General features: G+C 50.5%; 23 protein-coding genes. 7 read left to right on the plus strand and 16 right to left on the minus strand.

What is annotated here, in order from left to right:
• Positions 1-26 precede the first annotated feature (26 nt).
• A complete protein-coding gene (zirT, locus tag ACLD4F_RS03460; protein WP_411010675.1) occupies positions 27-2,009 on the minus strand; it encodes a two-partner secretion translocator ZirT in 1,983 nt (660 codons plus the stop codon).
• A 74-nt stretch (positions 2,010-2,083) separates the two neighbouring features.
• Entirely contained in the window at positions 2,084-2,929 is an 846-nt protein-coding gene (zirU, locus tag ACLD4F_RS03465) for a two-partner-like secretion system exoprotein ZirU (RefSeq protein WP_023238241.1), read from the minus strand.
• Positions 2,930-3,225: 296 nt separating this feature from the next.
• Between zirU and ACLD4F_RS03470 the strand changes: the two genes are divergently transcribed.
• Positions 3,226-4,083 (plus strand): GyrI-like domain-containing protein, encoded by an 858-nt coding sequence (locus ACLD4F_RS03470; RefSeq protein ID WP_010989022.1) that lies wholly within the window; start codon positions 3,226-3,228, stop codon positions 4,081-4,083.
• Positions 4,084-4,473: 390 nt separating this feature from the next.
• Entirely contained in the window at positions 4,474-5,583 is a 1,110-nt protein-coding gene (locus ACLD4F_RS03475; protein WP_411010716.1) for a hypothetical protein, read from the plus strand.
• A 213-nt stretch (positions 5,584-5,796) separates the two neighbouring features.
• On the opposite strand, the gene ACLD4F_RS03480 is transcribed toward ACLD4F_RS03475, so the two are convergent.
• Both ACLD4F_RS03480 and ACLD4F_RS03485 read right to left on the minus strand, forming a co-directional pair.
• Positions 5,797-6,033, minus strand: coding sequence for a YgdI/YgdR family lipoprotein (locus ACLD4F_RS03480; RefSeq protein WP_001168017.1), 237 nt, complete (start codon positions 6,031-6,033; stop codon positions 5,797-5,799).
• A gap of 128 nt (positions 6,034-6,161) precedes the next feature.
• On the minus strand, positions 6,162-6,752 hold the full coding sequence (locus ACLD4F_RS03485; protein ID WP_000208474.1) for a TetR/AcrR family transcriptional regulator: 591 nt from the start codon (positions 6,750-6,752) through the stop codon (positions 6,162-6,164).
• Positions 6,753-6,829: 77 nt separating this feature from the next.
• On the opposite strand from ACLD4F_RS03485, the gene bdcA reads away from it, so the two are divergent.
• Positions 6,830-7,543, plus strand: a complete 714-nt coding sequence (gene bdcA / locus ACLD4F_RS03490; RefSeq protein ID WP_000979084.1) for an SDR family oxidoreductase — start codon at positions 6,830-6,832, stop codon at positions 7,541-7,543.
• Positions 7,544-7,633: 90 nt separating this feature from the next.
• Here the strand turns inward: bdcA and ACLD4F_RS03495 are convergent, their stop codons facing one another.
• Both ACLD4F_RS03495 and ACLD4F_RS03500 read right to left on the minus strand, forming a co-directional pair.
• Positions 7,634-8,503 (minus strand): aldo/keto reductase, encoded by an 870-nt coding sequence (locus ACLD4F_RS03495; RefSeq protein WP_000456775.1) that lies wholly within the window; start codon positions 8,501-8,503, stop codon positions 7,634-7,636.
• A 276-nt stretch (positions 8,504-8,779) separates the two neighbouring features.
• The gene (locus ACLD4F_RS03500; protein ID WP_023202503.1) at positions 8,780-9,685 is read right to left on the minus strand and encodes a LysR family transcriptional regulator; all 906 of its coding nucleotides are present in this window, start codon (positions 9,683-9,685) and stop codon (positions 8,780-8,782) included.
• Positions 9,686-9,804: 119 nt separating this feature from the next.
• Here ACLD4F_RS03500 and ACLD4F_RS03505 point away from each other — a divergent pair, with 119 nt between their 5' ends.
• Entirely contained in the window at positions 9,805-10,734 is a 930-nt protein-coding gene (locus ACLD4F_RS03505; RefSeq protein ID WP_079944323.1) for an aromatic alcohol reductase, read from the plus strand.
• Between the two features lie 96 nt (positions 10,735-10,830).
• Here the strand turns inward: ACLD4F_RS03505 and ACLD4F_RS03510 are convergent, their stop codons facing one another.
• Complete coding sequence (locus tag ACLD4F_RS03510; protein WP_411010676.1) at positions 10,831-12,444, minus strand: ABC transporter substrate-binding protein; 1,614 nt, start codon at positions 12,442-12,444, stop codon at positions 10,831-10,833.
• Between the two features lie 189 nt (positions 12,445-12,633).
• On the opposite strand from ACLD4F_RS03510, the gene mpaA reads away from it, so the two are divergent.
• A complete protein-coding gene (gene mpaA / locus ACLD4F_RS03515) occupies positions 12,634-13,362 on the plus strand; it encodes a murein tripeptide amidase MpaA (RefSeq protein ID WP_000219107.1) in 729 nt (242 codons plus the stop codon).
• On the opposite strand, the gene ycjG is transcribed toward mpaA, so the two are convergent.
• Positions 13,337-14,302 carry an L-Ala-D/L-Glu epimerase gene (gene ycjG / locus ACLD4F_RS03520; protein ID WP_411010677.1) on the minus strand — a complete coding sequence of 322 codons (966 nt, stop codon included), beginning with the start codon at positions 14,300-14,302 and terminating at the stop codon, positions 13,337-13,339. The two genes, mpaA and ycjG, sit on opposite strands and share 26 nt — an antisense overlap.
• A gap of 115 nt (positions 14,303-14,417) precedes the next feature.
• On the opposite strand from ycjG, the gene tpx reads away from it, so the two are divergent.
• The gene (gene tpx / locus ACLD4F_RS03525; RefSeq protein ID WP_000084401.1) at positions 14,418-14,924 is read left to right on the plus strand and encodes a thiol peroxidase; all 507 of its coding nucleotides are present in this window, start codon (positions 14,418-14,420) and stop codon (positions 14,922-14,924) included.
• An 89-nt stretch (positions 14,925-15,013) separates the two neighbouring features.
• On the opposite strand, the gene tyrR is transcribed toward tpx, so the two are convergent.
• The 8 genes from tyrR to pspA all read right to left on the minus strand — a co-directional run bounded on the left by tyrR (position 15,014) and on the right by pspA (position 21,249).
• Positions 15,014-16,555 carry a transcriptional regulator TyrR gene (gene tyrR, locus ACLD4F_RS03530; RefSeq protein ID WP_001235493.1) on the minus strand — a complete coding sequence of 514 codons (1,542 nt, stop codon included), beginning with the start codon at positions 16,553-16,555 and terminating at the stop codon, positions 15,014-15,016.
• A 147-nt stretch (positions 16,556-16,702) separates the two neighbouring features.
• A complete protein-coding gene (locus ACLD4F_RS03535; protein WP_079944317.1) occupies positions 16,703-17,764 on the minus strand; it encodes a YcjF family protein in 1,062 nt (353 codons plus the stop codon).
• Positions 17,761-19,158, minus strand: coding sequence for a YcjX family protein (locus ACLD4F_RS03540; RefSeq protein WP_179122542.1), 1,398 nt, complete (start codon positions 19,156-19,158; stop codon positions 17,761-17,763). The genes ACLD4F_RS03535 and ACLD4F_RS03540 overlap by 4 nt, the downstream gene beginning before the upstream one ends.
• A 148-nt stretch (positions 19,159-19,306) precedes the next feature.
• A complete protein-coding gene (pspE, locus tag ACLD4F_RS03545; RefSeq protein ID WP_000913428.1) occupies positions 19,307-19,621 on the minus strand; it encodes a thiosulfate sulfurtransferase PspE in 315 nt (104 codons plus the stop codon).
• 75 nt (positions 19,622-19,696) lie between these two features.
• Complete coding sequence (gene pspD / locus ACLD4F_RS03550) at positions 19,697-19,915, minus strand: phage shock protein PspD (RefSeq protein ID WP_001097607.1); 219 nt, start codon at positions 19,913-19,915, stop codon at positions 19,697-19,699.
• 22 nt (positions 19,916-19,937) lie between these two features.
• On the minus strand, positions 19,938-20,297 hold the full coding sequence (gene pspC / locus ACLD4F_RS03555) for an envelope stress response membrane protein PspC (protein ID WP_023202035.1): 360 nt from the start codon (positions 20,295-20,297) through the stop codon (positions 19,938-19,940).
• Positions 20,297-20,521 (minus strand): envelope stress response membrane protein PspB, encoded by a 225-nt coding sequence (gene pspB / locus ACLD4F_RS03560; RefSeq protein ID WP_001274953.1) that lies wholly within the window; start codon positions 20,519-20,521, stop codon positions 20,297-20,299. Before pspB ends, pspC begins: the two co-directional genes overlap by 1 nt.
• A gap of 59 nt (positions 20,522-20,580) precedes the next feature.
• Positions 20,581-21,249 (minus strand): phage shock protein PspA, encoded by a 669-nt coding sequence (gene pspA, locus ACLD4F_RS03565; protein ID WP_000511006.1) that lies wholly within the window; start codon positions 21,247-21,249, stop codon positions 20,581-20,583.
• A gap of 170 nt (positions 21,250-21,419) precedes the next feature.
• Here pspA and pspF point away from each other — a divergent pair, with 170 nt between their 5' ends.
• Positions 21,420-22,400, plus strand: coding sequence for a phage shock protein operon transcriptional activator (gene pspF, locus ACLD4F_RS03570; protein WP_000807306.1), 981 nt, complete (start codon positions 21,420-21,422; stop codon positions 22,398-22,400).
• Positions 22,401-22,443 lie beyond the last annotated feature (43 nt).

Raw genomic sequence — 22,443 nt, forward strand, 5'->3', positions numbered from 1 at the left:
ACGCACTGTTGATCCTTTTTAAAACATTAATTCGCATCAGATGCTGCGGTATTACCCTTAGCATTTTCCTTATCAGAAATAATTCTGACGCGGATATATTTATTCTGAAGCGATTCCCCATTAAGACTATAAGGAAGAAGCCAGGTGGCTTTTGTCGCCCCCGGTACGGATTGCCAGGATTTCATTTCATCCGAGATTTCCCACTGATAATTAAACGCATCAGTACAGTCCGTGTTATTTACACAAAGCGTTCTGGCTCGCATTTCTGTTCCGACGACTGGCGCAGTAACGCTTCCGTTGGCTTCTTCAGTACCCGGCGTAAAAAGCACCTCCACAGAAGTGACCTTCTGCGCAATACTGTCTGACTGCGCTTGTAGTAGTACTGTACCCTTCACCGGATGTTTATCGTCTGGTCCGCTTGCTTCAATATGTAATTTGAGCGAGCGGGCATCGTCACCGATATGGGTCACCAGAACCCGTTCAACCCAATGGCCATCACGCTCTGTACCACCGAGCGCTTTAAATGCCAGACCCGGCGTATCTGATTGATACTTAATATTACGTGGTTTGAGCGATGCCCACTCCTCTTCAGAACGCTCGCGCACGTAGTGCCACTCAATAACCTTCCCCTCTTCTCCGGCAGGAAGCGGCGTACTGATAACAAAGTTGCCGTCCTCAACCTGAACATCGTCATTGATAACATTTATCCATGAACGGAAACTGGTCTCATCCTGTGTCACCCTTACCGGGATACGCTCGGAGGTCACGCGAGTACCCCGACTGTCAGTCACCGTTAAATAAAGGCTATACTCCTGACCGTCGGTCGCCGTCAGCGGAAGTTGAGGAAGGATAAGGCCGCTGCCCAAACTCCCCTGAAGCTGAAGTCCGGCGAGAAGTTCCGCATCACCCGACCACTCAACTTTCTCAATCGGGTAACGGCTATCTACCGTCGCCATTAATGTCACCAGCGTCCCGGACAGGCCTGACACCGGCATTGCCGTAATGCGGATTTTACTGGCCTGCTCCCGATACGCCATGACGATATCGTAATTACGATCGACAAAGGCACGCCGATTAGTCGTATTTGACGGCGCCCCAACGTTGCGGTAATCAAGCTGTTCATGTAACGGCGTACCGAAGGAATAGTTGACTCTCAGACCGCCCTCTGCCTGCGAGCCGCCGTTACCGGCGTCCCGATATCCTGCTCTGACCTCAAGCAAGGGGACAGGATTCCAGACCAGAGCCGCACCTGCGGCGCGGGGATTCCGGCTTAATGTACCGTTACCCAATAGATCAACTTTATCCCCGTAATACTGTTCATATGTGAGCTCGCCACTGAACCAGGGAAAATCGGGAAGCGTGCCTTTTGTTCGCAGATCAAAGCCATATGCCGGACGCTCATCATGTAATTCATGCGCTGCTGACGTTTTCCAGCCGGTGAGAGGGAAATAATAGTTGCCGGAAAAGGCCAGACTGTCTTTATAAACTTCCCCGCCAATGCCGCCACGTAAGTGGGAATAACGGATGTCGGCATCCAGAAACGTATTGACGCCGAGCAGCCATCCATTGACCTCCTGGCGGTAACCCATACCAACGTTAACATAGGTGCGGCCATCGAAACTGCTGCTGTCGTGGTCGCGAAAGCCAAGCTGGCCAAAGAGTAAAGACGATGTTGTTTCCTGGACGGGAATAAACATATCGAACTCTGATGAGCGATATTTCGCGCCATCTTCAAGATTGACGCCACCACGGAAAATAATCTCCGGAAAAGCGCTCTTCATCCCCTCGTTCACCAGATGATTAGCGGCTTGCCCTGGTAATGCCTTTATTTTTCCTTTGGCATAATCCTCCAGCGTCCCCTCCTGCAGATGCGGAGAAATAGACGATGCCGTCCCTGCAATCCATGACTGAATTTCATTATCGCTATCAGCGATGACCGGCAGTGGAATCTGACTGGTAACAATGGCCCAGGTTATATATTTAGTAATGGGTTTTTTAGAAAAAACCACTTTATTGTCTCCTGCTATATCCCCCTGCCTGGCAGAGGGAGTATTTAAATAAGATGTTTATTTGGCGATAACCATCAGCGACGGATAGCGCGTTTATTCTCCGGCGTGGCTTTCGTCGTTTTAGGCGTAACGTGGACACGGAACAGTTTATTCTGCTCAGTTCCCTTAATAATATATTTATGCTTTTCAGCGTTGGTATTATTCAGATCGGTGAACTTATCTGGTGTCCCGGCATCCGCCATCTGCCAGGTAAAGTTATAATTACTGACCTCACACTCAGCCGCCGCTGTGGCGGCACATTCCAGTACCGCTTCAAGGGTGCCGCCTACCACTGGAGTGTTGGCGTCATTGGTACCGTTGAGTTCATCAGTCGGTTTACCACTTTCATTCACCACATTGATAGTGACAGAACGTAGCTTATTAGAAATTGTACCGTCTGCGGCGGAGTCGCCGCTCACCCCAGAAGATGCAGAAGTTAATAAGACAGTGGCAGGCAAGAATGCACTATCCGGCGTCCCCGTTGCCGTCTTAATCCGGTAAACGATTTTAATTTTTTTACCGCCTGCATCAGCAGGAATGGTAAAAGCCGTCCCGGTTGCCGCCGGGGTTCCAGAAGGATCGGCGGCCTCATTATCCACCAGATACCATTTAATATCGTCGGCATTATTCATTTTATCCAGCGATAAGGGATCCCCATCCTCATCCTCAATAAAAACATCCGCTATCTGGAGGGTTGAACCGGTCGTCAGTTCCCCAGACACTTCTATCTTTTTTGCATTAGTAGTTGCCACAGGACGGTGACCAACAGAAGCAGGCGTAGCAGAAGAAGCCATATCATTGGCTCTGATATTCGCCACCGCCTCTACTGAGACCACGGATGCACAAATCGCTAAAGCTAATAAAGATTTTTTGAAGTACAAAACAATTCATCCCTTTTATTAAATCATTAGAAATAATTATGAGATTTATAATCTCACGGGCTAAAAATTCAGGATTATTCAATCATTTTAACCGCCTGTGAAATTATGCCCTTCGCCATGCTAATTACTTAGCTTTACTGGCAAAAGCCGATCTCCAAGTGTAAAGTTTATTCAGAAACGTCAAGCAATTTAAATCTTTCTTGTTTTGCCAGAAAAGCTAACACCCCCCCACTGGTTTAATAACACAGTATGTCAAACACCTTAAATGTTTATATTTTCGGCTTCAATAAAGAGGAATGATGATGAAAAAAGCCATAATAATCTCAGTATTAGAGCAAATAGAAAAAAATCTTGAAGAGAGGATTGATATTGAAAAGCTGGTTGTTATAACAGGTTATTCGCGAAGGAGTTTGCAGGATTTTTTTAAAGAAAAGTGTGGCGTCTCTATCGGAAAATATATCAGACAACGCAAGTTGAGCAGAAGCGCCACTCTGCTAAAGCTGACCTCTCAGTCGGTCACAGATATCGCGTTCAGAATGGGGTTTGATTCAGTGCAGTCCTATAGTCGAGAGTTCAAAAAAACATTTGGCGTCAATCCCAATAACTATCGCAAGGCTGATTTCTGGGATCTCAGAAACCTACGGCCTCCCTACTGGCTTGACTGTGATGAGCATTATCAGTTCGAAATTTGTCAGCTTACGTCAAAAGAAATTTTCGGATTTCAAACATCTCATCAGATCGCAACAAATGACCTTCCTAAAAAAGCGTCGCCTATAAAATGGAAAATCATTCATGAGACGCTCAGAACGTGGGGCGAAAATGTGTATTGTCTCTCGTCTTTTAAGCCGGATAATACCAAAGACCAGGTCATCGCCGTAAGCAGTTTTTTTGGTATGGAACATAATTCCGTCGATGGAGGCAAAATCCCCATGTCGAGGGTAATAAAATGTGGTAAATATGCAAAATTCCATTTCGTTGGTCATAAGGAACAATATCAACAATTTTCCAATACAATATATATGTGTATATTGCCAAAACTGAATCTTATCAGGAGAGAAGGAGAAGATATTGAATACTTCCATTTGGCATCCGTCCAAAAGCAACAGAATAATGAATCCATTGTCGATCTTTATTATTACATCCCTGTACTGTAATGACTTCGTACCATCCACGCATTTCATCTGAAAAGTCTTCTCTTTTCAGAACGGTAATAAAACTCTCAGTATTGATTCTGGTAAAATAAGTGACTATTAATATAGTTAACGTTTTGAAAGAATTGAAAAAAATAAATTGCGTGCACGCGACACCGGAGACAGATTACTGACAGTACTGTACGGTGTAGTGATCAGGTAATATTGGCTACAGTTTACGGTAAAAGCAAAGTCCATACTTTAACTATTAATGGGAGTATGCTGGCCGGGCGGCTTGCGGGGCCTTCATGCTCCCACATTTACAATGTTGGTATGATTACATTCTCTCTATATTTTACTGTGCTAACCTTTTATCTCGTTGAGATAACGTTTAATTAAAATGCTCTCTTTTTGATGTACATTATAAGAGGAGACATTATTCATATTTTCGAAATCAGGGCAGACGATATGTATACAACCATCAGAAACACAACGCTAGCAATGGTAGCGTGTTTTTCGTATATCGCACATGCCAGTACCCACCCTCCTCTTATTATCACCAGGGGAGCCGGAGGAGACGCCTCCGGAGCCGCAGTCATTCATGATAATTGGCAGCATGGCACTCCTGACCTGGTCAATCTTACCGATATCCCCATAGATAAAATCAGACCAGAAAAATACCGTTGCGTACTGATTATTGGGCAAGGAGCTATAAAAGAGATGCTTCTTGCGAACAATGCCTCAGCAATACTTTCCGGAAAAACGGTTGGTCTTTATACTCATCTGATCGATCAGAACACGCTCAGATTACTTCGGCAATTGCAGAACAAAGTGAGATTCAATCTCTTTTTTACCCGCTCGCAGATAACTCTACTAAAACTAAGGAACATTTCAGAATATAATTTTTTGAGTTCTAAAGTAAATAATGTCTGGGGACAAGACTCACTAGCAATTGAAACAGTGGCACCTGACAGGGGTAATATACCGGAAAAAGCGCTTCCCCTCAAAACAACGGATTATGTGATCTGGCTGGGTGGAAACTATACTACCTCTTCTGGTACGCAGCGTATCTTCACAAACGATCAGATTGTTGTAGCCCTGAAACCACTACATAATGTTATTTCATCAAATGCATCGATTGCTATTATGCTTTCACCACGTTTTTTCGATAATAGCATGAGTAAAGAAGCAAAAGTTAAACGACTGAAGGCAGTGCTTAACACCTTTTCGCGAAACAGGGTCACATTTTATATGAGTAAGGAGATGCTTGCTAATCTGAAAGAATTTGATTTGCCTGTTCAACTATCCCCTTCTTACGCAGAGCTGATGCGAATGCCCTGGGCCAGCGCTACCCAGCATTTTGCCTCTGTGGATCAATATAACCTCTTTGCTGATCTCATACCTAAAGTCACGCCGTTTCTTCTTGAACCGAATGATGCCGATCAAGCTCTCTATGCGACGGATTATCTTAATACCCGGCGTGTAAGTCTGACCCAAAATATTCTTAACCACGGTTGTGACTAAATAAAACGCGCAGAATCCGGGATAGTTAGCAATCCAAAACAGACCGTTAGCCATGAGTACTGTTTATCTTCACTATACAGGGAACAACCAAATAACTGACAACACAAATCAAGCCGATACCCGGAATTCGGCTATACAGGCGCTCTATTCAATTCAGGCCCAGAAACCGTCCGGTACCCATACTGGACACGGCCTCCCAACTGCTTTAGCGCATTACCAGTCCAGCTTCGATGCGCCTTCTGTCGTCTGCACTATTTCACTGGTTTTAATAACGCGATGATAACCATAAACATCAGCGTATTTCGTCATTCCGGTTGCGGTGTCAACCTCCGGCTTACCCTGCGTTTCAATAATCTCTCCCGTCCGGGTCGTCATGGTATAGGTCGTTGTACATCCGGCTAGCATCAACACTGATAAGCTAAGTACCGTAATAAGACTACACTTTTGCATTTCTTGTTTCCCTGACACCTCTATTTTTGATGTACTTTACCGAATACCGCAACGGCAAGATGGATGATTAGGGCTATTGCTCCCTGTTTGTCCGTATCTGACTGGCTCAGGTTTTTTGATGCGCTGCGTTAATCCGGCAGTAATCGCTCCAGCACATCCCCAGCCAGAAGCACGCTCTCCTGAAGACGCTCCAGGCTATACCCCGCTCGCGCCTTGGCGGAAAGCCCCGCCATTAGCGTCCCCATAAAGTCCGTCGTCCGGTCAGCCTCTTGCGGATACCGCATGGCGACATAAGTGCGAATCAGGTTTTCAGCAGCGATGTAAAACTCGCAGGCGGCCTCTCGTGCCGGTTTATCGTTACAATGAGCGCCCTCCAGAACCAGACATCCAGTGGCATCAGGATCGGCAGCGTAACGTCTTGCCGCTTCCATCAGCACATCGATAAGGCACTTCGCGGTCGGGCGATCGTGACGCAGAAGCGCCCCGAGCGGAATCGCGTCGGTCATCCTGTAACGCTTTAATACGCGAGTATACAGCCCCAGCTTGCTGCCAAACGCCGCATAGAAACTGGGAGGATTGATCCCGAACGCTTTTGTCAGATCCGCTACGCTCACCGCGTCGTATCCGCGCGAATGAAATAAGTGTTGAGCGGTTTCAATGGCTTGCTCCGGATCGAACTGGCGAGGGCGACCCGGCGTTCGGCTATGTTTTGTAGTCATTACTACATAACTCCTTGACGGCATGATTTCATTACGCATATTGTAGTGGTTACTACAATATCATAAAGGACATCCTGATGATGCTATTTCGCAACAAATCTGTACTGGTTTTAGGGGGAAGTCGTGGTATCGGCGCGGCTATTGTACGACGCTTTAGCGCTGACGGCGCATCGGTCGTTTTCAGCTACGCCGGATCGCGTGAAGCCGCCGAAAAACTGGCAGCGGAAACCGGAAGCACCGCCATCCAGACGGATAGCGCCGATCGGGATGCCGTCATCAGCCTCGTGCGTGAGTACGGACCACTGGATATTCTGGTCGTCAATGCGGGCGTGGCTCTCTTCGGCGATGCGCTGGAACAAGATAGCGATGCGATAGATCGTTTGTTCCGTATTAATATCCATGCGCCTTACCATGCGTCAGTCGAAGCAGCCCGCAACATGCCGGAAGGTGGACGCATTATTATTATCGGTTCCGTGAATGGCGATCGGATGCCCGTACCGGGAATGGCCGCGTACGCCGCCAGTAAATCAGCCCTGCAAGGGCTGGCGCGCGGCCTGGCCCGTGATTTTGGCCCCCGCGGGATTACAATAAATGTGGTGCAGCCAGGCCCGATTGATACCGACATCAATCCGGAAGATGGCCCCATGAAAGAGCTGATGCACAGTTTCATGGCGATCAAACGACACGGAAGACCTGAAGAAGTGGCTGGAATGGTGGCATGGCTTGCCGGCCCGGAAGCCTCTTTCGTCACCGGCGCGATGCACACCATCGATGGTGCCTTCGGCGCCTGACGGCCAGGCGAATATCACACGGTTGCCGTCTACGCTCCGGCAACCGTGTTAGAAGCTGTTCATGCGAGAAAACATCCGCAAGCGCCGGGATCAATCGTGGATTTTAACGCCAAGACAACCGCGAACAAATTCAGGATTAAAATGCTTCACCGCTTCGCCAACGTAGCCTAAATCAAGGGCGTTGATTTGAGCCATTTCGTTATCCGTTAGTGAGAAATCCCAGATGGCAAAGTTCTCTTCAATGCGTTCCTGTCGAGTGGATTTAGGAATAACCGTGACGCCACGCTGCACGTTCCAACGCAGGACAACCTGCGCGATGGTTTTTTGATGGGCATCGGCAATCCTTTGAAGCATGACATTTTCATACGGTTTATGTCTCCCGCCGCCTAACGGCGCCCACGCTTCAGGCTGAACGTTATAATGCTTCATGGTTTCCAGCGCGGCGGGTTGTGCAAAGTATGGATGCAATTCGACCTGGTTTACCATTGGCGTAATTCTGACGGTTTCACAGAAGTTGGCTAACACATGCGCATAGAAATTGGACACGCCAATGGCTTTTAGTTTACCGGCTTCATAAGCGTCTTCCAGCGCGCGCCACGCGCTAAAATAATCGCCCATTGCCTGATGCAATAAATAGAGATCAAAATAATCTAACCCGGATTTTTTCAGCGACGCTTCAATACCTGCTTTGGCCAGATCGTAGTTAGCCATATCTTGCACCCACAGTTTAGAAGTAATAAATAACTCCTCACGGGTACACAGACCTGTCGCGATGGCTTCACGAACAGCGTCACCAACGGCATCTTCATTGCCGTATACCGCAGCGGTATCGATAAGACGATAACCGCTGCGAATAGCGCTTAACACTGACTGCTGACATTCTTCTTTGTCGGTTACCTTAAAAACGCCAAAACCCACCATAGGCATTTTAAGGTTGTTACTTAATATTGAATATTCCACGCTAAAGCACCCTTTCGTCGTAAAGACGCCATGATAAGAGCAAAATACAGGTACAATGAGTATTGTTAAATCCGATTATATTTATACAAAAAGTTCATTAATAACAGTTGTACAGATTTTTTATTGCATCCAAACGTTCAGTGCTTGCTATATCCTCGCCGTGTAGCCCCCTGTTTGATAATGCCTTTTTCTTATGCGTCAAAACCAGTACCGTCATTTTGAACGTCTGTGGAAAAGTTTTCTGAACAGGCAATGCGATATCCGGAATAATATTTTTTAGCGAAGAGGCTCCGACTGGCTCAGCGCCGTTTTGCACCAGTCATAAAAAGCGCGTACCGCAGGCGGCAGAAACCTGTTTTGCGGATAGACCAGCGCAAGCGGCAAATCGTAAGAATGGTTGTCCATGCAGGTCACCAGCGCCCCGCTGTGCAGATACGGCGCAACCAGATAGCTGGCGACGCGAATTAACCCCAGCCCCTGTATTCCGGCCTGAATATAAGCGTCCGTATCATCGACAACCAGCGTCTCCTGCACCCGCATCGCGTAATCCTCCCCCTCACGCGTAAAAAACCAGTCGGTGGTACGCCCGGTGCGGTGGTTCAGGTAGCCGACCGCATGGTGTTTTTGCAGATCATCTAAATTTTCAGGGCTACCGTAACGCTCAATGTAAGTGGGCGATGCTGCTATCACCCAGTTAAAACTGGCGAGCGGACGGGCAACCAGCGTGGTGGAATCATCGATCCTGCCGGCCCGAATCACGCAGTCATACCCTTGCAGGATAATATCCTCCACGCTATCGCTGGAACAAAGTATCAGCTCCAGCTCCGGATACTGGCGCAAAAAGGCCGGGAGCGTGGGAATAATGCAATGTCGGGCGAGAGATTGCGGCATCCCCACTTTAAAACGCCCTTTGGGTTGTGCCGCCCGGCCGGGAAATGACGACTCCATGGCCGCGATATCTGCCAGTACTCTTTTGCACTCTTCGTAGTAACGCCGCCCCTCTGCGGTCACACTAAGTTTGCGAGTTGTACGTTGCAAAAGCTGAATCTTAAGCCAGGATTCCAGTTCTTTAACCACCCGCGATACCGTTGAGCGCGGCACGCCCAGCACTTCGGCGGCTCTGATAAAACTATGGGTATCCACTACGCAAACATAGACCTGCATCGCTTCCAGCTTGTCCATTTTCCCCCCCGCCAATTATCCCATTTATCAGAACAGTCTAACCCGTCTTCGGCGTCTTATCGAACGCAGAACCCTGCCGTAATCTCTATCTACAGGTGAACCAACACAGAGAGGGGCAAATGAAACAATCCAATAATCAGGTGGGTGAAAAAGTATTGGTGCTGGGCGCGGGACAACTGGGGGCGTCAGTGCTGGCGTCGTTGGTTCCGGCGGTCACACAGCGTAATGGTTCCGTTTGCGTTATTGTGTCAGGGCGATCCAGGGATAAACAGAGCAAACGACGTTCCAGCATTCATCAACAACTGGCGGATGCCGGTGCGCGGTTTATCCCGGTCGACATCGCAGGCAGTTCAGTTGAAGCGTTAAAAGATCAATTCCACGGTTTTGATACGATCATCAATTGTATGGGGTTTGTCGCCGGTGCGGGTACCCAGATAAAAATCACCCGCGCGGTACTGGAGGCGGGCGTTAAGCGCTATTTCCCCTGGCAGTTTGGCGTGAATTACGATGTGGTCGGCAAAGACAGTGGACAGCCGGTGTGGGACGAACAGTATGACGTCAGGACGCTTTTGCGCGAGCAAAACGTCACGGAGTGGGTGATTGTTTCAACAGGTATATTTACCTCTTTTCTCTTCGAACCGGCCTTTGGTGTGGTCAACTTAGCCAAAAAAACCATCAATGCCCTCGGCGGATGGGAAAGGCAGGTCACCGTCACGTCGCCTGCGGATATTGGTCGCCTGACCACTGAAATTTATCTGCATCAGCCGCGTATCACTAACGAAGTCGTCTTTGTTGCGGGGGAAACGACCTCTTATGCAAAACTGGCGGAAACGGTCGAACGCGTGACGCAGCAAAACTTTACCCGAGGTGTATTGACGCTACCTGACTTACAGGAGCAACTCCGTTTACATCCGCATGACCCAATGCTGCGCTATCGCGTCGCCTTCGCGCGTGGTGACGGTATGTGGTGGCCGATGAGTGACACCTGGAATGCACAACATCATCTGCCGACACAGGATATTGCCGCCTGGCTGAAAACACAGCAATGAGAACGGCGGCATCAGGCGCTCGCTTAATCCCCATGCCTTCTGCCAGCATCAGGCGGCGGGCGTGGCTACCTTGAGTTAACAAGAAACCAGTACGCATCAGTGCTTCACAATATACATCGTACGGCTATAGGCCACATCTTCCGGGTTAGTAATGGGATATCCCTTTACCCACGGTTTAATTAACCGGCCATTGGTATACTGATAAATAGGCGCTATAGGCGCTTGTTCCGTTAAAATTTTCTCCGCTGCATTGTAATCCGCGTTACGCGCTTCGGCGGTATTTTCCATCGTCGCTTGCGTCAGGATTTTGTCATAAGTCGGATTAGTAAAGCGTGAAATATTCCCCGTATGCGTGGACGTTAATAAGGATAAGAAAGTCGACGGTTCGTTGTAATCACCCACCCAGGAGGCGCGAATAACATCAAAATTACCGGTATTCCGGCTGTCGATATACGTTTTCCACTCCTGGTTTTGCAATTTCACATCCACCCCCAGATTTTTCTTCCACATTGACGCCACCGCAATCGCGATTTTCTGATGGTTTTCTGAGGTATTGTAAAGCAGAGTTAATTTAAGCGGCTTCTGAGATCCGTAGCCTGCTGCACGCAGCAATGTTTTCGCCTGGGCGTTAAGTTCTTCCTGGCTCATTTGTTCAAACGGTGAAGGATCGGGCTTAAATCCTGCCGTGACATCCGGTGTAAAATGCCAGGCCGGTTTTTCACCGGTACCTAAGACTTTTTCCGCCATCAAACGGCGATCAATGGTCATACTTAGCGCCAGACGAACGCGGGAATCCGCCGTCGGCCCTTTCTGCGTGTTAAACGCATAATAATAAGTCCCTAATTGCGGCGGCGTATAAACTTGCCCTGGAATATCCTTTAATAATTTCTGGTACATATTTTTAGGGAAAGATTCGGTGATATCAATATCACCGGCAAGATAACGTTTCGTCGCAGCCGACTCCTGGTTAATGGGTAAAAATGTCACTTTTTGCAGTACCGTTTTCGCGTTATCCCAGTAATGCGTATTAGGCACGACCACCAGTTTTTCATTTACCACGCGCTCTTTAAGCACATACGCGCCATTGCCAATCAGTTTTCCCGGCTTCATCCAGTCTTTGCCGCTTTCAACATTCGCTTTTTGGACCGGATAAAAGGCAAAACTGGCGGTCAGACTGGCAAACCAGGGCAACGGCTTGTCAAGCTGAACACGCAAAGTGTGCGCGTCCACGGCACTGACGCCAAGCTGATCCGGCGTGACTTTACCGTCGATAATGGCTTGCGCATTAGTGATGCCAGCCAGAGCGGCAAACCAGGCGAAGGGGGAAAGCGTTTTGGGATCAACGAGGCGTTGCCAGCTATAGACAAAATCCTGGGCGGTCACCGGCGTTCCATCGGCCCATTGCGCATCATCCCGCAACGTAAACGTCCAGATACGATTATCATTGCTCTTCCACTGGCTGGCGACGCCAGGGATAATTTCACCCTTTTCGTTCTGGTTAACCAGCCCTTCAAACAGATCGCGGATCACCTGAATTTCAGGCAGCCCAACGGCTTTCGCTGGATCTAACGAAGCGGGCTCATCTTTGATATGACGCACCAGTTCTTGTTTCTCTGCCAGTACCGTTCCGCCGGGAATATCCGCAGCATATGCCAGGGAAAAGCTGCTAACCAACAGCGCACAACAGGTTACTGAAACAGAATGCCTCATAGAAGTTCCTCAAAGATGAGTTAAATGACAACGTAATTATTTGTTTCAGCAGAAAGAAATGCAATTATCTTCCGCCAGAAAGTTGATATCGCGCCATACAAGAGGGTAAATAGAAACCATTTGATAATCGGCGGGTTTTACACAACACTACGATGATTACCCTACTGGTCTCAGCTTCGGGAAACGCGTATGACTGTCACCCGCCCCCGTGCCGAGCGCGGCGCATTTCCGCCAGGCACTGAACATTATGGACGTTCGCTACTAGGCGCGCCGCTAATCTGGTTTCCGGCACCTGCCGCCAATCGCGAAAGCGGCCTGATACTGGCTGGCACCCACGGGGATGAAACCTCATCCGTGGTGACGCTCTCCTGTGCGTTACGCACCTTAAATCCGTCCCTTCGCCGTCATCATGTCGTACTTGCCGTTAATCCTGATGGCTGTCAACTGGGGTTAAGGGCAAATGCGAATGGCATTGATCTAAACCGTAACTTTCCCGCCGCCAACTGGAAAGCGGGTGAGACAGTTTATCGCTGGAATAGCCGCGCGCAAGAGCGTGATGTCGTGCTGCTAACCGGCGACCATCCCGGCTCAGAACCGGAAACCCAGGCGCTTTGCCAGTTAATTCATCGACTCCAACCCGCCTGGGTTGTCTCTTTTCACGATCCGCTAGCCTGCATTGAAGATCCACGTCGCAGCGAGCTAGGCGAGTGGCTGGCCGATGCGTTTGCGTTGCCGCTGGTAACCAGCGTAGGTTACGAAACGCCCGGTTCGTTTGGCAGCTGGTGCGCCGACCTCAACCTGCACTGCATTACCGCCGAGTTTCCCCCTGTTTCCGCCGATGAAGCCAGCGAAAAATACTTGCTGGCGATGTCGAATCTGCTCCGCTGGCATCCTAAAGATGGAGTTGACCCGTCGTAAAGCGTAGCGCGGGCTCAACATCAACCGCCAGCCATGTTGGGCCATCAAGATCGGCGAAGCTCACCTGCGGCATAAGCGGCAGCGCGGCGCTAATCGCTCTTGATGTACAGAGCATACAGCCCAGCATCAGGCCGAATCCTTGCTCCCGCGCCTCCGTTGCCAGCGCCAGCGCCTCAGTCAGACCGCCGGTTTTATCCAGCTTAATGTTGATCATATCGTAGCGCCCCGTCAGGGCTTTCAGACTACTGCGAGTATGGCAGCTCTCATCTGCACAGATGGGCAACGGATGAATAAAATTTTCCAGGGCGGCGTCATCCTGCGCGGGCAGCGGTTGCTCCAGCATCGCGACATTCAGATCCGCCAGTAACTGGCAACGCGCCGCCAGCCCCTCCGGACGCCACGATTCATTGGCGTCCACAATGAGCGTCGCCTCCGGCACCGCCGAGCGGATCGCCACCATACGTTCGCTAATCAGACGAGCATCGAGTTTAATTTTCAGCAACGTCGCCCCTTTTTCCCATAGTGCCGCCGCACTGGCTGCCATCTGTTCCGGCGTACCTATCACTACCGTTTGCGCGGTAGTAAAAACCGGGGCCAGCGTCACGCCGAGCAGCCCGGCAAGGCTTTGCTGCTGCTGGCGGGCCTGCAAATCCCATAAGGCGCTATCCACCGCGTTGCGCGCCGCGCCTGCCGGCAACAGTTTCTGCAATGCTTCGCGAGTCTGCCCGTTTTCCAACTGAGGCACAATACTCATGATTTGCGCCATGACCGAGGCATCACTTTCACCATAACGTGGATATGGCGTACATTCTCCGATGCCTTTTACGCCCTCTTCTTCCAGTTCGACAACGACAACATGCGCTTCGCTTCGGCTACCACGCGCAATAACAAAAGGCGTATGCAACGGCCAGGTTTCCTCATATACCTTAACAGATCTCATCTCTTCCCCTCTGATAGCGCCGGACGCGGCTTGCTACAAATAGTATTTGCCGTGTTAATGAATAATGACTTAAACTGGATTTCGACGTTAACTATAAGTAAATAGGAACATAATTATGTCACAGACTGTACATTTCCAGGGTAACCCGGTCACCGTTGCCAACGTTATTCCGCAGGCTGGTAGCAAAGCACAGGCTTTTACTCTTGTCGCAAAAGATTTGTCTGACGTTTCCCTCAGCCAATATGCAGGCAAACGCAAAGTGCTGAATATTTTCCCAAGCATTGATACTGGCGTATGCGCCGCATCAGTTCGTAAGTTTAATCAACTGGCCACAGAAGTGGAGAATACCGTCGTATTGTGCGTTTCTGCTGACCTGCCTTTTGCACAGTCGCGTTTTTGCGGCGCGGAAGGCCTGAGCAACGTTATTACGCTTTCCACTCTGCGTAATAACGAGTTTCTGAAAAACTACGGCGTCGAAATCGTTGACGGCCCGCTGAAAGGTTTGGCGGCGCGCGCAGTCATCGTGCTTGACGAAAACGACAACGTTATTTTCAGCCAGTTGGTGGATGAAATCACCCACGAGCCGGATTACGACGCCGCGCTTAATGTCCTGAAGGCATAAGCCAGCGCCTGCTGGCGCTACGTTTGTCAGTGCTACAGGCGGTGCTCTTTTGTCACAAGAAGGCCTCTATCCGGAGGCCTTCTTTTTTTCTACTCTTCACCCTTCTTCTGGCTCAGACCATATTCACGCAGCTTATTGGCAATCGCGGTATGCGATACCCCCAACCGTTTCGCCAGTTTACGCGTACTCGGATAGCTACGATAAAGCTGGGTCAGGACAGAACGTTCAAAACGACTGGTAATGTCATCCAGCGAGCCTTCCATCGCATCCTCGCCGACTGCCACCGTCGCGGCATCGTAGTCAGGCAGCAGGATATCCTGCGGACGCAGCTCATACCCTTCCAGTTGCGTCAGCGCCCGGTAAATCGCATTTTTAAGCTGGCGAACGTTACCCGGCCAGCCGTAACGAGTGAGAACCGTACTCAGATCGGCAGACAGTTTCGGTCGCGGAACGCCCTGTTCGTCGGCAAAACGCGCCACGAACAGTTCGGTCAACGGCATAATATCCTGCGGGCAATCGCGCAACGGTGGCAAATTAAGCGTCAGAACGTTAAGTCGATAATAGAGATCTTCGCGGAACAGTCCTTTTTGCACCAGCTCCACCAGATTTTTCTGCGTGGCGCAGATAACGCGGACATCAACATGAATTTCGTGATCTTCGCCGACGCGACGGAACGTACCATCATTGAGAAAACGTAGCAGCTTCGCCTGCATACGCGGCGACATTTCGCCAATTTCATCCAGCAGCACCGAGCCGCCATTCGCCTGTTCAAAAAAGCCTTTTTTACCTTCCGGCGCATGGCCAAATAGTTCGCTTTCTACCGCATCTTCCGGGATTGAAGCGCAGTTGAGCGCCAGATACGGTTTCGCTGAACGAGGGCTTGCCTGATGACAGGCATAGGCGAAAAGATCTTTGCCGGTTCCCGTATCGCCGGTAATCAGCAGCGGCGCGCTGAGCATCGCCAGTTTGCGCGCCTGCTCAACGACGTGCTTCATCTTTGCGCTCACGGCAATAATCTGACTAAACGCGCTCAGATCCTGCGTGGACAAATTCTGTAGCTGCTGCCCCATACGAATCGTGGAACGCAACATCACGACCGCCCCGGTCAACACGTATTCGTCATTTTCGTTTTGTAAATGTACCGGCGTAATCTCCATCAGGAAGTTTTGCCCGTTGATTACGACATGTTCGTTATGGGAGCTTTGCGGGTTACCGTCCAGCCAGCGCTGAAAATTGAAGCCGTTGATTAATTGTGCGGCGGTATGGTGCCGCATTCGCTCCTGGCTCTGGGCAAAAAGCTGACAACTCGCCGGGTTCGCCATCTCCACTTTACTCTTCATATCCAATGAGAGCACCGGCTCCGGCAACGCCTCAAGCAGCGCGCTCAGGGCCAGATGTTCACGTTCGGACGGCATCCATGGAACGGTACGGACATCCGTTACGCCGGAAATACGGCGGATTTCGGCCATCAGGCTGCTAAAGTCGGTGAATTCCAGCTCAGCAAAATTAAGATAAATTCGCCCAATGGGATCAATCTCGATTCCGCGTAAATCAATGCTACGTAACACCAGTAAATCAAGTAATTCGCGGGTCAGACCAAGTCGGTCTTCACAAAAGACTTCCAGACGCATGGGAACCTTCACCTGAATAATGAACCATTAAATAGATGATAAGCCACTATTCGGCTGGCAGGAAGGATTCTGTCAACAAATATTGACAGCATGGCGGAAAAACGGGCGCTGCGGCGTAAAGCCAGGCAATCAGCGCCCTGTGGAAGGTCATTTCTCAGGCGACGACTTACTCTTTTGCAGCGTCTCTTTTAGCTGACCGATAAGCTGACGACGAAAATCACCGAGACGTGGTTTATCGTTGTCGATCCACGGCAATGGTCGACATAGCTCCATCGCTTTTATTCCCAGTCGAGCGGTAAGGAGACCTGCGCCAATCCCCTGCGCCGCGCGCGTGGACAGGCGTGCGGCCAGATCCTGAGACATCCAGTCCATACCGACTTCACGCACCAGCTCACTGGCCCCTGCGAACGCGATATTCAGCAACACCAGACGGAACAGACGAAGGCGGCTGTAATAACCAAGTTCAATGCCATACAGCGTTGCGATGCGGTTAATCAGGCGTAAATTACGCCAGGCAATAAACGCCATATCCACCAACGCTAACGGGCTGACGGCGATTATCAGAGTCGATTCCGCGGCGAAACGGCTAATCTCACGTCGCGCCTGCGCATCAAGTACCGGCTGTACCAGATGCGCATACAAACCGACGATTTCCCTGTCGTTTTGCGTTTCGTGAATAGCGGCATACCAACGTTGTAATGCCGGATGTGATTGATCAATCCCCGCCTGCTGCGCCAGTTTTTCGCAAAATGCGCGACCTTTCCCGACGCTATGGCTATGTAACAGTTCACGCGCTTCATCGCGTTCATGCGCCCGCTGGCGCAAGCGCCATAACCGCCGCCACTCCGTGACCACCGATCCCACGCCAGCGCCAACGATCAGCGCGCCTGCGGCACAGCCGCCTAAAGCGACCCAGTCCTGAGTTTGCCAGGCATTCATTGTCCACTGTACGCCTTGCCCGACCACGCTCGCGCCAAACAGCGCCAGTCCTCCCATCACCATTTTACGCCACAGGCTGCGTTTGGGGTGCAGCGCGGCATCGACCGCCGCTTCTGCCACGCCTTCGTCTTCCGGGCGCTCATCGATAGCTGCAGGCGCAAATGTACGCGACTCCGCTTCGCTGAAAGTTTGCTGCGCTTTGAAGGCCGACGTAGGTTCCTCCTTTAGCGGTTCTGCAAAATCAATACGCGGTTTTAACGGTTCGCTCATCGCAGCTTATCTCCTATTAAAAACTCCAGCGCAGCGTCCAGACGAATATGCGGTAACGGTTTATCAACATCCATCACCTGCGGACGAAAAGCTTCGAACTGAAAACCCTGACTATCCCAAAACGCTTGCCCCGGCAAACGCGAAGGCACTTCGCCGGGGTACACGGTTAACGGCGCGCCGTCACTCAAACGGTTTCCACGTAAAGCCGGGATTTTTTCACCGTTGACCTCAATCACGCCGCTGGTGGTCGCCTGTACCGACGCCAGCCCCAGGCAATCCATACTAATGCCTTCAAACGCGGCATTTTGCCAGGCATCCTGAATAAGCTGCTGGAGCAAGGCCACCATATTGGCATGTTGGTCGAGGGTGACATGGTCGGCTTTCGTCGCGGCGAACAGCAATTTATCAATCACCGGCGAAAACAAGCGGCGAAACAGAGTCCGCTGGCCATAGTGAAAACTTTGCATCAACTGCGTTAAGGCGAGACGCATATCATTAAACGCCTGCGGCCCGCTATTAAGCGGTTGCAGACAGTCGACCAGTACAATCTGGCGATCAAAGCGTAGAAAATGATTTTTATAGAACCCTTTGACCACTTTTTCGCAATAGTAGTTAAAGCGTTCGCGCAGCATTCCAGCGTTGGTCTGTTTATCCGCCTGCGCCAGTTTTGACTCGCCGAAGGCGTCCACATCCGGCCACGGGAAAAACTGCAACGCTGGCGCACCCGCCATATCGCCCGGCAAAACAAACCGTCCAGGCTGAATAAAATGCAATCCCTGCGATTTACACTGATGCAAATAATCCGTCCAGGCGGCGGCAATCTCCTCCAGCCGGTTTTCATCGGCGGGCGCCAGCGGATCGAGCCCGTCGCAAAGTTGCCGCCATTTTGCGGCCCACTCAGCGCGTTGTCCTTGTAACAAGCCGTTCATCTGACGGGACCAGCTTAAATAATCCTGAGCCAGCATGGGCAGATCGAGTAACCATTCCCCTGGATAGTCCACAATCTCCAGATACAATGTCGAGGTATCTTTAAAATGGCGCAGCAGCGAGTCGTTTGAGCGATAGCGCAACGCCAGCCGAATCTCACTGACGCCGCGCGTCGGTGTGGGCCAGGCGGGAGGATTGCCATAAAGCTGAAGTATCCCCTCGTCGTAGGTAAAACGGGGAATACCAAAATCACGTTGAGGCACGCGCTTTACGCCAAGCAGGCGTTCTTCGCGTACCGCGCTGAGCAACGGTAAGCGCGCGCCCGCGTGGACATTAAGCAACTGGTTAACCATCGCCGTGATAAACGCTGTTTTACCGCTGCGGCTCAACCCGGTTACGGCAAGACGCAAATGCCTGTCTACCCCACGATTGACCAGCGCGTTGAGTTCAGTTTTAAGTCGCTTCATTGACATCCTGTTGAGCCTGAAGAGAAGAAAAAATAATAACGAGCCTGCGTTATAGATATGTGCAAAAACGTTATTATCAACTACCCGGAGAGATCAACAACGGCGCATTAAGCGCCGCGGTTAGTATGAGTATTGAGCAATAGATTATCTATTTTTTTACTTTCGGCATATCAAGACGACTGATGCCGCCCATATTCATCGCGTGCGTATACCCCATATCAAGCAACATTTGTTTTGCCATGCCCGACTGTCGCCCGGAGTTGCAATATAACTTTACCGTATCGTTCCTGTCTGGAACTACCGTTTCGATATGAGATTTAATCTCCTTCAATGGGATATTAATCGCGCCCTGAATATGCTCACGCTGATATTGTTCCGGAATGCGGACATCTATCCAGTATTCTGCGGCATAAAGCGGCATGGCTATGAATAACGCTAACGCAAATATTCCTTTTTTCAACATACTTCCGTCCTGACACGTAATGTATTTCGCACACACTATACGCCAGAGCTTAACGAAATATTATGACCAGACTCGCTATTTGTAACGCTGCGAAATTTTATTCGCCGCCTTACGAAGTACTGGCTCCAGCGCAAACGCCAGCAACATTTTTAGCGGACGACGGGCGACGGATTTTACCGCCCATCCCGCCACGCCGGCAGGCCCGTAGCGTAACGCGGTCAACAGAACCAGCTTACCTGCTATTTTGAAGCCGGGCTTCACCTTCTGCCCGGCGCGTTGCCAGCGAGTATTCATCTTCACCTTCCCGATATATCACTTACAGTTGACGGAAACGACTACGCAATGTGAACGTATCTGACGTGACGTAGCGTTCCATTTCTCGCAAACGCTTTTCGCCTGCGGCAAGCTCTCTGTCTACGGTATCCAGCAGTTCGCCGCTGGTCGGCTGCGGTTTGCCTGCGGCCAGATTATCCGGCATAGGGTCCAGTACAAAAGACAGAACGATATAGGCCACTACGGTAAAAAACGCCAGCCCAAAGAAAATCGACAGCACGACCAGAATACGCACCAGTTTTACCGGTACATCAAGGTAGTCGGCGATCCCGGCGCAAACACCCCGCATCATGCCCTTTTGCGGCATACGCCATAGTTTTTTATTCAGATTGATTCCACCCATTAGCGCTCTCTCCAGTTCGGATGCTCTGCATCAAGAATGTCTTCCAGCGCCTGAATGCGCTCGCGCATACGTTGCGCGTCGTCTGTGAGTTGCAGTAAGCGTTGCTGCTCGCTTTGCGACAGTTCTCCCCGACCGGCGCGGTTGCTGTAATGCAGCCACAGCCAAATCGGTAACACAAACAACACAAAAATGGTTAACGGGATGGCCAGAAATAGCGCGCTCATGCGTTCTCCTTACACCTAAAGCTGATGAGCGACGGCGCGTACCGGCGCCGCCATTGTCATTATTGATTATCTTGCTTCATTTTGGCTTTCAACTGCGCCAGCTGCTCGCTGATTTCATCATCGGCTTTCAGGTTGGCAAACTGTTGGTCCAGCGATTGCTGCTTACCAAAACGATGGCTTTCCGCTTCCGCTTCCATTTGATCGATACGACGTTCAAAGGATTCAAACCGCGCCATGGCTTCATCCAGTTTGCCGCTGTCAAGCTGACGACGGACATCGCGGGAAGAACTTGCCGCCTGATGGCGCAGCATCAGCGCCTGCTGGCGAGCGCGTGTTTCGCTGAGTTTGTTTTCCAGCTCGCCAATCTCTTTCTTCATGCGCGCCAGCGTGTCATCCACCAGCGTGACTTCCTGTTCAAGCGTAGCAATTAAATCGGTCAGCTTTTGTTTTTCAATCAATGCGGCGCGCGCCAGATCGTCTTTATCTTTGCGCAGAGCCAGTTCCGCTTTTTCCTGCCACTCGGTCTGCTGAGTCGTGGCCTGTTCAATACGACGGGATAACTGTTTCTTTTCCGCTAAAGCACGCGCGGAGTTCGAGCGAACCTCCACCAGCGTATCTTCCATCTCCTGAATCATCAGGCGCACCAGCTTCTGCGGATCTTCCGCTTTTTCCAACAACGCATTGATATTGGCGTTCACGATGTCGGCAAAACGAGAAAAAATACCCATAATTCAATCCTCACATAATGTTCTGATAACGGGCGATGCCCTGCTACATGATTAATACAATTTGCGTGCCAACTTTTCATATCACTGATAATAAAGAAATTGTTTCGTTTTACCTCGCCAGCAAAAAAGGATAAAGTGGTGAAAAACACTAACAAGTGGCGATTTTCATCATGGCTGAATTTAAAGATAACCTGCTCGGCGAGGCAAACCGTTTTCTTGAAGTACTGGAACAAGTCTCCCGGCTCGCGCCGCTGGATAAGCCAGTGCTGATTATTGGCGAACGCGGTACGGGTAAAGAACTTATCGCCAATCGCCTGCACTATCTCTCTTCACGCTGGCAGGGGCCGCTTATCTCGCTTAACTGCGCGGCGCTTAACGAAAACCTGCTGGACTCCGAACTGTTTGGTCATGAAGCGGGTGCTTTTACCGGGGCGCAAAAACGCCATCCCGGTCGCTTTGAACGCGCCGATGGCGGCACGCTGTTTTTGGATGAACTGGCGACAGCGCCGATGCTGGTACAGGAAAAGCTGCTGCGGGTGATTGAATATGGCGAGCTAGAGCGCGTCGGCGGCAGCCAGCCGTTACAGGTTAATGTGCGATTAGTATGCGCCACTAATGCCGATTTACCCGCCATGGTGAAGGAAGGGACATTTCGTGCCGATCTGCTCGACAGGCTGGCTTTTGATGTTGTACAACTGCCGCCGCTGCGCGAACGCCAGAGCGATATCATGCTGATGGCCGAGCATTTTGCTATTCAGATGTGTCGTGAACTACGTCTGCCCTTATTTCCCGGTTTTACCGATCGGGCAAAAGAAACGTTGTTGCATTACGCCTGGCCGGGTAATGTCCGCGAGCTGAAAAACGTAGTCGAACGTTCAGTGTATCGCCACGGCAGCAGTGAACATCCTTTGGATGAAATTGTTATCGATCCTTTTCAACGCCATCCCGCTGAACCGCCCGCGCCCGCCCTGCCAGCGGCATCCGTCACGCCTGACCTGCCGCTCAAATTACGTGAGTTTCAACTGCAACAGGAAAAAGCGCTGCTGCAACGTAGCTTACAGCAGGCGAAATTTAACCAGAAACGAGCCGCCGATTTGCTGGCGCTCACCTACCACCAGTTTCGCGCCTTGCTTAAAAAGCATCAGCTTTAGCTATTTCTCCGGCTAATTGACGACATTTACGCCAGTTATCCAC

Origin of the sequence: Salmonella sp. 741265050_HSA, from assembly GCF_046569445.1 — a bacterium.
In the GTDB taxonomy this organism is placed as follows: domain Bacteria; phylum Pseudomonadota; class Gammaproteobacteria; order Enterobacterales; family Enterobacteriaceae; genus Salmonella; species Salmonella enterica.